The following is a 12370-nucleotide window of genomic DNA, read 5'->3' on the forward strand; positions in this document are numbered from 1 at the left end:
ACCTTATAGGCATTTAATTCAACTATACGTAGCAATAATTTATTTAACTTTTAGGTAAATTTACGTATTGCCCATCAATCCAAAACGATCTAATTTGCATTATCCATCAAAAATTGTTGAAGTGTTCGTAACTTACTGATTATTTACGAACAAAGAATCCCCCAAGCACCCCTGGGGGAATTTTTTTGCCAAATTTTATAAAAAAGGGATGACACCATTACAACTGGCGTCATCCCTTTTTTACTATTCCATTTTTCTTGTAATAGTAACCAATAAGAGATAAAAAAAGGGAGACCACTTGGCCTCCCCTTTTTAATCAATCAATTCGGTATTACCTTTTAACAATCCTTTCAGCTTTCACTACTTCACCATCTTTTACAAGAGTGATTACATAGATTCCGCTGCTTAAGTCTCCAGTATTGATAGTACCTGTTGGGTTAACAATGTCTTTAACTGGTTGTCCAACGATGTTAGAAATAACGATGCGAGACAATTCGTTAGCATTATCAACAGTCACATAACCATCAAATGGGTTAGGATAAACCTTGAACTCGAGAGAACCACTTACTTGGTCTTCAATACCGGTCTGGAAATCAGCACCAGTAGTGAATGTCCATGTAGTTTCGTCAGCAACACCTTCCCAGGCATTACCAGCTATATCTTCTAACGCACCTGCCTCAACAGTTACGAAATAGTCAGAATTCTTATCTAAACCACCATTAACTGCAGCATCATAAGTTACAGTAACAGTCATACCATCTTCGCTAACCATCTCTGCAGTTAAAGCGACAGTCACTAAGGCATCAGTTCCGCCAACGCCAGTAATCATTAGATTTCCACCCATTTCGCTTAAAGCAACTGCTTCATCAAAAGTGATTACCAATGCATCTGGATGATTATCCTCGATAGTTTCAGCGTTTGGTGAATATGTCAATGCCATAGGAGCAGTAGCATCACTAACAGTGCTAAAGTTCCAGTCATATGTTTGCTCATAGCCTGCAAATGCCATTGGCGATGTTGAGCTCATATTCATAATAGCACCCTCTGGAACTATAATATAGTACTCAGTTGCCATATCCTCAAGGTAAGCAGAAAGATCAAATCTAACTGTATCCAAGTCGAACATAACTTCATCAGAAGTAACATCGAAAGTATGAACAATAGTAGCACCATCATTGATATGAAGTTCGATCATTCCAGAACCTGCTTGTACTGGCACGTCAAATATCATTTCAGCCATTGTATTAACATCTACTTCAGTAGCGTCATCAGCTGGTGTCTTAGCAGTAACTTCAGGAGCTTTTGTAATCTCAACAGTGAACATCCAGTCGAATGCAGGATTTTTCAATGTAGCATCAACATCAGCTTCGAATGTTCCAGCAGCTAATTCAACTTTATAAGTAGCACCTTCAGTGAATACCATATCTGGATCAATCGTAAATGTTCGATCATTTACACGAACAAAAGCAGCTGCATTATCGCTGATTCTGAAGATTTCCAATGCAACACCTTCTTCATCATAAATAGCAACGTATCCGGCATCACTAAGATCAACATTACGATCCATCTCAATAGTAATCCATGAGTCTTTTGCAGCATAATTACCCATTGGAGCGTAAGAAGCTACCCCTGGATTTGCATCATCGCGTACTAAGAATGACCAATCATCTTCAGCTAACAGACCAGCAAATGGGTTGTCTGATAAATCAAGGAATGCACCAGCAGGAACAATCACATAATATTCGTTGTTAGTTGGGATTTCAGAAAGATCAATGATTTTCACATAGTCAGTATCTTCATCTCCTTCTTCAGGAACTAATGTAGTTACATCAACTTCTTTCTCTAACAAACCGTTCCATGTGTAAATCTGGATCATTCCAGTTCCAACTTTTACATCTTCATTGAAATTAAGTGCTAATACGTCATCTTTAGTAGCTGTAGCCTCTACCGCTGGCATATACACCTCTACTTCTGGAGCAATTACATCAACAGTGATATAATCATTACTAGCAATTACATGGGTTTGATCAGTATAACCAAGATTTAAAGGATCACTGTAAGCTGTACCAATTTGTAGGTAGTTAGAATATAACTTAACCATGTAATTAGTTTCACTATCCAGATTATCAGCTGGAGTCAATACAAATATAGTTGTATCTTCAGTCCACTCTTCAATGCTAACAGTAAAGTCAATGTCTACAGTAGCATCAGTGTTAGTTATTTTGAATGCAGTTTCCAAGTAATCAACATCAGGTTTAATATTGTTGTATTGAGCAGTTTCGCTGTAACGATAAACCTGACCACCGAAATGTGCTTTAAATTCTTGACCAATAGGAATGATTGTTGGATTCAGAGCATCTTCATTATCTGGAGAAATCATCACATTCTCATTAGGAACAGGAGTTACGATAGTCTCTACAGTAGTAAAGCTAACTTCTTTTGCTGCTGCTACGTTTCCTGCATCGTCAATGAATTTTTCCTTCATTCCAACAACATACGTTGTTCCTTCAACAAAACTTTCAGCAGGAACAATTGTGATAACCTCAGCAGCATATGATGCAGCAAAGTCAAGAGCTTCACCATCAACTGTCAAATATAGTAGGCTATCCAAATCATAGCTGTCGATAACTGTACCATTAGGCATAGTTACTGCTTCACTGAAAGTAATGGTAATATTAGAAGCAACAGGTACATCAGTGTCACCATCAGCTGGATCAAACTCAGTTGTTGGAGCCACATTGTCAATAGTTGTGAAATCCATTTCTATTGGTACCCAAACATTTCCAGACATGTCTTTAACAGAACCAGCTTCCATATCAATATAGAATGAATGTGGAGTATCATTTGCTTCTTCAACCCAGAATAAACGATCAGGATCAATAGTTACAACGTTGTCAACAACAGTTACATTAGCAGCATCAACAATCTCGAAGATTTCATCATCATCACCATTGTATACGATGAATGATGCACCTTCAGTCAACATTACATTTTCGTCAAATGTAAGTGTGAATACCTGGTCAGCTAATACGTCGCTAACTGGAGCAAATACGGCCGTTGGAGCAGTGCGATCAGCAATAGCAGCAATCCAAGCATTGTCACCAATAGCAGTTGGAACATCTGCCCACTCATTTCCAGCTTCATCAGTGATAGGACCACCAACTAGGACAATGATAAACTCATCACCATCAGCAGGAGTTAAACTAGATACATCAAAAGTCAAGTTAGTATCATCAGAAACAGAAACAGAAACTGCACCAGCTTCATTTAATGTTTCAGCATTATACAAGACTGCCGTCGTTAGACCTCCAAGTACCATATCATCATCAAATGCAATAGTCATTACATTATCCTTATCAAACATAGTTGGTAATGCATCAGCTATAGGAGCTGTTACGTCAGGAGTAGTAACATCATCAGTTACAACATCGGAAACATTTCCAACCTCGTCAGTAACAACAGCATAAACATCATAAAGAGTTTCTGACATTAAGCCGTCAATTTCCATTAAACCAAAGTCAGCTTCAACACCGTCTGCCATGATTGTAGCTGCATCAGGAGCATCACCACCAGCTTGTACAATATAGTATGCTTTACCAGCTGAATCGTCAGAAGTAATACTAAATGAAATCTCAGTTCCTGAAGCTGCTGCTACCGGAGCAGTCAATGTAGCTGTTGGTGCTACATAATCAGAAACTTTGAATGTTGTTTCGTAATCAGCACCAGCTGCCATCACCACTTCGTTTGTTTTTCCACGAAGTACGCCATCAGCAACATCAACAACAACAGGCTCATCGCTATCTTCTTCAGTTAATGGAGTAACTAAAGTTAATACGAATTGGTCTTTTGCTTCGTTAACAGTTCCTGTAAACTCGGCATCTGCACCACCTATAGTAATAGTAAAGTAATTTGCGATATCAACATCTAAAATCTCGCCACCTGCTGGAGTAACCAATTCAAGAGGTTTGTCAAATGTCAATACAATAGTACTACCAATTGCAATACCTTCACCTACTACAACTTCGTCATAAGTAACAGAAGTTAATTCAGGAGCAACTACATCTCTTGTTGTGAACGCCCAATCTCCAGCTGAAATCTCCTCATTTCCTAAGATTTTACTAGCAGGAGTTACAATATCTTTAAAAGCTTCTGCTTGAACAAGAACGTAATAATCTTTTCCATCTACCAATGTTACACCGAAGTTAATAGTTGCAGTTGTTCCGTTCAAAACAACGTCAGTTCCAACTCCAATATTAGCTTGAGCAACCATCAAATCAGTACCATCAAGTACCAAGTTTCCAGTTACAGCATCGATAGTAGCACCAGATTCGTTTTTATCAACATCTTCTACCAAGAAAATAGAAGTACCAGCTTCACCCAATACAACAGGTTCATCCCACTTAATAGTAAATACAGTATTTATATCGACCAACTCAGCTCCATCAGCAGGTACCAAAGTATCAACACCAGGAGCGGTATTATCTCCAGATGTTGCTGCACCAGGATCTAATGGATTCGAAGCGTTATCTGCTAAATCAGTTAAAATAGTAGCGCCGTATTCAATAGTATAATCTGTACTATAGTTTGTGACGGTTTGAGTATACGTAGCGACGGCACCATCAATATCAAAATCGCCAATTGCAACAACATACTCATCACCTTCAGCACTACTAATTGTAACGTTTCCTGTTCCGGCTTTCAAATCTTCGCCACTGCCGGTTTCAGTAATTGTTATCGTTAGTTCTAGTCCATCAAACGCTTCTACTGCAGCAATAGTTGGTGCATCAGTATCTTTAGATGTAAAGTTCAATGTTGTTGCATCTAGAATACCACCGTATTTAACTTCGTTTGATGATGAAGAGACAATAATATCTTCTTCTATATTAATATAGTAATCTGTTTCAGATGTCCACGCTGCCCCTGGAGTAAAAGTCAGGGTTACGATGCTTCCATCAAAATCGCCAGCTTCAAGAGTCTGGCTAGCAATCTCAGAATCGTCAGAGGCTAAGTGAAGCGTTGCAGCTCCTGATAAACCAGGATTTGGTTTAACATTTTGGTCAAACGTAAGCATCACAACTAAATCTCCGCCAGCAAGCTCAACTCCAGTAGCACCATCGTTAGGATTCGAAGAAGATAACTCCACAACATCAGGATATGCAGGAGAATATGTGAACGTTCTGAATTGTGCATCAACTACATTGGTTCCGTCAGTTACAGCACCAACACCATAATAATATGTGTTTCCATCTACTAAATCAGCATCTGGATTAATTGTAACAACTGTACCATCAAAACTAACTGCTGCATCAAGATCAGCACCGTTTTTATCGTCTGCTTTAAACACGACAACAAGGTCGCTACTTGCAGGTGAAGGACCAACCTCTTCGTCAAATGTAATTGTAAGATCACCATCCGCGTTAACCGTTGTATAAGGATCTTCGTGGCTAAATGTAGCTGTTGGAGCAGTCACATCAGGAGTAGTGAATACCAAACTAGCTAAAGATGGGAAAGCAACTCCAAATTCATCTTCGAAGCTCTCAGTATCAACATCAACAGTATATTCAACTTCCTCAGCCAAATCAGCCGCTGGAGTTATTGTTAAAGTTGTACCAGCAAAAACAGCTGCATTTGCAACAGCACCACCATCAGAATAAGTAACTGTAAAATCAGCAGATTCAGCAGCAACTCCACCAATGTATACTGGCTTGTTGAATGTATAAGTTACTACACCGCTTACACCATCCATGTCATAATCAACGTCAACGGCAGGAGTAGTGAAATTCTCAGTAGTAACATCTAAGAATACCTCAACAGCACTGAAAGGATTTTCAGAAAGATCTTCAACAGTATTAGGACGAATCTTAACCTGATAAGTAGTCATCGGATCTAATGCAATTGTTGGAGTAATTACCAATTCCATTGCTGCATAAGTTGCAGTAAACGGTAGTTCTTCTCCTTCTTCTTCCAATGTAATATATGGGAACCAAACAGTTTGGTTCTGACCATTCAAGGTTGCAACATCTGTTCCATCAACTAGCTGAACGTCTTCACTGAATGTAACGATAACATCCTCAAGTCCATTTGGAGAAGCCGCAACTTCCATTGCAACAGTAGCAGTAGGAACTTTACTATCCGCAGAAGTAAACATCCAGTCCGTTGCAACAACAAAGTCAGAATCATAAGTATTACCAGTTGCATCAGCTACAATAGCGTCATCTACCAATACATAATAACCAACTTCATTTTCAAGACCTGCAAAACTTGCAGTAACAATCGAAGCATCTTCTGCATCAACCATCAAATCAGCAGCTGCAATTGTTCTTACAACTTCATTATTGCTTTGTAAACGAATTTCGATATTACCGGTTCCAGTAACAACATCTTCGTCAAATACCAATTTTAATCCAGTAGTAACATTATCAGTTGCTAATTCAGAATTAGATTCTAAGCTTGGTTTTGTAACATCAACAGTAGTAAACTCAATTGTTCCTACAGTTTCGCTTTCCACTCCGAAAGAGCTTTCAGCGGTATAATGTATGTAATAAGTAACACCATCATTAAGTGGAGTCAAGTCAGCTGTTTCAATTACACCGTCTTCATCAGTAGTGGCACTGAAGTAACCTGGACCTCCAGCAAACAATGTAGCAGCAGTAGGTGCTTCCTCAGACATATTTACTGTAAAATAAACAGTACCAGCTTCGCTTAGCGTAGCATCAAAATCTGCAGAATCATCAGTTACATTAGAAACAGCAGCTGAAACAAATGTAGGTGCTTCATAAACAGCAGTAGTAAATGTCCAGGTAGTATTATCCATAATCCCGGCAAACTCATTCGCATTCTCTGTGTCATCTTTAAAGGCACCTGCTTCAACATTTACGTAATATGAATTTACACCATAAAAATAAGCACCAGCAGCAACATCCACGGTAACGCTACCATCTAGATTAACAGTAGTGTTTCCTTCATTCATTTCAATGATGTCAACAACAGTTCCATCGGCCTGGTAAATCCAAAACTTACCACCTTCAACAGGATCAACAGTATTTGCATCAGTAAAACTGATAGTAAGTGAGAAACCGTCTTCTGTGTATACATTTGTTGCGCCATTTTCAGGATCCAGTGTATTAACAACAGGAGCAGTATAATCACCAACAGTGAAACCCCAGTCGATTTCCCCATTACCAGTTGGCGTAGCCACTGTTTCAACTGAACCAGCTGTAAGTATCACTGAGTAACTCATATTCTCTTCAAGGGTTACTCCAGAAGTAATCACCAAGCTATCTCCATCAATGATAGAAACATCAGTGCTTGTTGAACTTACAACGATGGCTTCAATTGGACTTCCATCCTTATAGATTGTAAAAGTCCCACCGTTTGCTGTAAACTGGATATCCTCCATGAATTTTACAGCAAATTCCGTGGTTGTTGGATCTACATTTGTCCCAGTTGGATAGGTATCGTCAAAGATTCCCTCGCCAAATGATGTAAACCCAAACGCACAGATCAGTATAAAAATACTAAAAAGCTGAGTAAATGATTTTCTCATAGCATTTGTTTTTTAATTGTACTTAATTGATTGATTGATTGTATTATATCATTCATATTTATTGATTATTTCATCCTATCATGGACATAGTGAGTCCAAGACCATACAAACCTATAAAAATTCTATTCAAAGAACAAGCGTTTAATTGCAATAAATTCAAGAATTTTTCCACTTTCTAAATTATTTTGAATCGCTCCAAAAGTGGAGTGGGTGCAAAGTTTAAGAATATCGCAGAGCTAATTTAACTTAATTGACACATTGATCTATTGCAAAATAATATTGACAATTCATGACACCACTTTGTCAATTCTTCATTCTACTTTTAATTGCAATTAATTACATTTTATCGTTTATAATAATTCAATTATATTCACGTTTCTTAAACAATATGAATAAAAAGTTGAAAAAATACTCCCTACTCATTTCCCTAATTGGCATTACGTTATTTACTGTCTCTTGTAAAACATGTGAATGCCCAGCGTATTCATTAAATAAACATACACCAACATTCAAGAATACCACTCAATCATCTTCACCTCCGTTTATTCAAGAAAAGTACAGCCAGGAGCTCGTCCTGACAGTACTACTTCCCAAATCACAATTTTAACTTCTTATAATAGAATTGAATTAACTTCAGATTTTTTCAAAGAACATTCAATCGCTATTTATGATTGAAATCTAGCTACATTTAGGTCTAATACCCTTAATAAGAAAATTACCCTACCAGAGCTTGCAACAACCCGGTGTACGATCGCCAAATAATAAATAAGGTTGTAAGAGAAAGGAGACCGGAGAACGGATGTTGCGGGTTGCAGGTTACGGGTTGAATTTGAGCAACGAGCACTGGACACAGAGAGCTGTAGCAAGGGAACCGTTCTCTTAGAAAAGGACGGTCCCTTTGGATCAAAGCTCAAATAGTGACTGGATGCTGGATCTTAGATAAATGGATTCGAACATTGATCATTGAACATTGAACATTGAACATTGAACATTGAAGGAAGGTGAGCACTGCGCCAGTGGAGAAAGGAAACCGAAATGTGGAATTTGGAACCCGCAACATTGATCATTGATCATTGATCATTGAACATTGATCATTGATCATTGATCATTGAACATTGATCATTGAACATTGAATTTTGAACCAACTCTCCTAGATTTCAAAAATACCGGAACAATAAAAACGGCTCATGAAAATTAAATATCAACAACTTATCCTTTTTAAAGGCCTGTGAGATTTTAATATTCAACTTACACCTGTGCTATTTCCTTAAATATTGAAACTACGTCTCGTTAAAATCGTAAAGTAAGTTTGCAAGCTAATTCTCTACCTTTTTGAAATAATTCAAAATTTGTACTATATTATTTGTTGTGTTTAAAAATATAAAATCAATGATCATGTAATTCTTTTTATATATTGTGATGTGAAAATAAAATATGAGATGAAACGGACTTCAAAACAAAAAGGGACAGGATATTTTAACGAAGCGATTGAGGTAATTAGTTCAAATTTGCAAGACGACCAATTAAGGAAATTACTTTCGAGATTAAATGACTTATTAAACTACTCAAGAAAACATTTAATAGATAAAGATTACGAGGGTTATTTCAAATCGACCAAGATGGCTTTCCATGCTGCGCATGATTTGAATAATGATGTATTAAAAGATTACTCCGAACTTTTCATGACATTTATAAAAGACTCGCTTGCCGAAACAAGGACTGAACTTAAAATCATGAGTTCAGGAATATTTGGAAAGAAAAAATATCTCCGATACGTTCAACAAGCTAATCTGCTTTTAGAAGAATTTGAAAATTATCGTGTCGCGGCGAGTGATCTGGATTCATTTGATATTAGTCAGTTTGAACACACCAAACACCGGTCGGGAAAAAAATAACGGAAAGGATAAACTTTCACTTTCTCGTTTCATTTCTATTATTCACATCCTATACATTATTATATAGTATACCTTAATCGTATCAGAATCACCTGTTCCACTATTTCAAACTATTCGTATTCACAGATTCTTCGAAGACTAACATTAATTAAATTTTAAACCGTTAGCAAAATAAAGAAATCGAAATAGAAAAATTTGAAGTTCTTGAATATAGTTAGTTATTTTGTGTGGCTTTAAAAAAATCAAATTAAAGGCTTAAAATATCAAAGAATAAATCTTTCATTAATTTTAAATTATTCACTATGTCAAAAATTAAAATCGGTATCAACGGATTTGGCCGTATCGGACGTTTTGTTTTCCGTCAGGCTGTTGCAAAAGGCACCATTCAAGTTGTTGGAATTAACGACTTGATCGATGTGGACTACATGGCTTACATGCTAAAATATGACTCTACTCACGGACAATTCGACGGTACTGTTGAAGTTAAAGATGGTAAACTAATTGTTAACGGTGACGAAATCCGCGTAACTGCTGAAAGAAATCCTGCTGACATTAACTGGGGTGCTATTGGTGCTGAATACGTTGTTGAATCAACTGGTCTTTTCTTGACAAAAGAATCAGCTCAAGGTCACTTGGACGCTGGTGCTAAAAAAGTTGTTATGTCTGCTCCTTCAAAAGACGATACTCCAATGTTCGTTATGGGTGTAAACAACACAGCTTATACTAACGATATGAATTTCGTTTCAAACGCTTCTTGTACTACTAACTGTTTGGCTCCTGTAGCTAAAGTATTGAACGACAACTTCGGTATCAAAGAAGGTTTGATGACTACTGTTCACGCAACTACTGCAACTCAAAAAACTGTTGACGGTCCTTCTATGAAAGACTGGAGAGGTGGACGTGGAGCTGGTCAAAACATTATCCCTTCATCAACTGGTGCTGCTAAAGCTGTAGGTAAAGTAATTCCTGAATTGAACGGAAAATTGACTGGTATGGCTTTCCGTGTTCCTACTCCTGATGTATCTGTTGTTGACTTGACTGTTACTTTGGAAAAAGGTGCTTCTTACGAAGAAATCTGTGCTGCTATGAAAGCTGCTTCTGAAGGCGAATTGGCAGGCGTACTTGGTTACACTGAAGATATGGTTGTTTCTAACGACTTCATCGGTGACACTCGTACTTCTATCTTCGACGCTGGTGCTGGTATCTCTTTGTCTCCAAACTTCGTAAAAGTTGTTTCTTGGTATGACAACGAAATGGGATATTCTGCAAAAGTTTGCGAATTGATTTCATACATGGACTCAGTAAAATAATTTGAGATTTTAATCTTACATTATTATATATGGAAACCGTCTCTTTGCAGAGACGGTTTTTTTTCGCCATCACAATTTATGTAACGAATTTCACTCGGCTTCGATCCTTCATTATACTTTCAAGAAAAACAGAACCTTATCAACACCCTCCTATCCTCAATAAATGAGCATACAATCTTTTTGGTGATTCGCCAATTATTTCTGAAATTGCCAAATAAATTAACTCAACCCCCATGCGCTTAGGTTCCTTACTCATCGAGAACTTAAAGATTTCATTGCAATCAATTCGCAGTAATCTTTTACGTACTATTCTTACAGTACTAATTATCGCTGTAGGAATCACAGCTTTAGTCGGCATCCTTACAGCAATTGATGCTATTAAAAAATCGATCACAGAAGAATTTACATTTATGGGGGTGAATACTTTCACCATTACGTCCAGAGGCATGCGTGTTCAGGTTGGTAATAATCGGTATCGTACAAAAAATCATGCATACATTAATTATTATCAGGCAAAAGAATTTAAAGACCGTTTTGAGTTTCCCGGAATGGTTTCTATTTCTGTGAATGCGACAGGCACGGCTACTGTTAAATATGAATCAAAAAAATCAAATCCCAATGTTACAGTTCAAGGCATTGACGAAAGCTTCATTTATACTGCTGGTCATGAAATTGAAAAGGGGCGAAATTTTTCAGCTTCTGACATAAACGACGGCTTAAATGTTGTTTTACTCGGTGACGGACTGGTAAAACGACTATTTGAAAATGGCGTCAATCCTCTCCAAAAAGAAATCAGCATAGGAAGCGGGCGCTACCGGGTTGTCGGCACCTTAAAACCGAAAGGTGGAGGTTTTGGTAGTAGTGGAAACGAGATGTGTTTAATACCATATTCCAATGTAAGGACTTATTTCTCACGTCCACAAATGAACTTCAACTTGCAGGTGAAGATCGACAATTCTCAATTAATGGATGCCGCGATGGGTGAAGCAGAAGGAACTTTCAGAATTGTTCGTGGACTTAACCCAAGTGATGAAAGCGATTTTAACATTGAGAAAAGTGATAACCTGGTAAATGTGTTACTTAATAATATTAAGAATATCACACTGGTCGCAACAATTATAGGTTTGATCACATTATTTGGTGCTGCTATTGGCTTGATGAATATTATGTTGGTATCCGTGACTGAACGAACCAGGGAAATTGGTGTTCGAAAAGCAATCGGAGCAACATCCTCACTAATCCGTCAACAGTTTCTAATTGAAGCAATTATAATCGGCCAAATGGGTGGTGCACTTGGAATTGTATTAGGCATCTTAGTCGGAAATATTGTCTCCATGCTAATCGGTATATCATTTATCATCCCGTGGGTTTGGATTTTTGTTGGTGTTGCTCTTTGTTTTGGTGTTGGCGTTGTTTCCGGATATTATCCTGCACAAAAAGCCGCCCGCTTTGATCCGATAGAAAGTTTGCGATACGAATAAGAGTGATGGATTGAAGGAGTGAATTACGGAAAAACTCATTAATATCAGGACGCTGTCAGTTGAAAGTATTTAATTGCATTGGTTATCAATTGCCAGCTCATTGATATGCGCTTATCACCACATATCAACTTGTAGCTC

General features: G+C 37.6%; 4 protein-coding genes. 3 read left to right on the forward strand and 1 reads right to left on the reverse strand.

What is annotated here, in order from left to right; all coding sequences use genetic code 11:
* Positions 1-331: 331 nt before the first annotated feature.
* Entirely contained in the window at positions 332-7546 is a 7215-nt protein-coding gene (locus tag ACUNWD_RS08275) for an Ig-like domain-containing protein (protein ID WP_445587322.1), read from the reverse strand.
* A 1439-nt stretch (positions 7547-8985) separates the two neighbouring features.
* Here ACUNWD_RS08275 and ACUNWD_RS08280 point away from each other — a divergent pair.
* The 3 genes from ACUNWD_RS08280 to ACUNWD_RS08290 all read left to right on the forward strand — a co-directional run bounded on the left by ACUNWD_RS08280 (position 8986) and on the right by ACUNWD_RS08290 (position 12232).
* Complete coding sequence (locus ACUNWD_RS08280; RefSeq protein WP_445587323.1) at positions 8986-9441, forward strand: hypothetical protein; 456 nt, start codon at positions 8986-8988, stop codon at positions 9439-9441.
* Between the two features lie 302 nt (positions 9442-9743).
* Positions 9744-10751: a type I glyceraldehyde-3-phosphate dehydrogenase gene (gene gap, locus ACUNWD_RS08285; RefSeq protein WP_445587324.1), complete on the forward strand. Its 1008-nt coding sequence runs from the start codon at positions 9744-9746 to the stop codon at positions 10749-10751.
* A gap of 233 nt (positions 10752-10984) precedes the next feature.
* The gene (locus ACUNWD_RS08290; RefSeq protein ID WP_445587325.1) at positions 10985-12232 is read left to right on the forward strand and encodes an ABC transporter permease; all 1248 of its coding nucleotides are present in this window, start codon (positions 10985-10987) and stop codon (positions 12230-12232) included.
* The last annotated feature ends 138 nt before the right edge of the window (positions 12233-12370 follow it).

The sequence above is a fragment of the Sunxiuqinia sp. A32 genome (genome assembly GCF_052690465.1).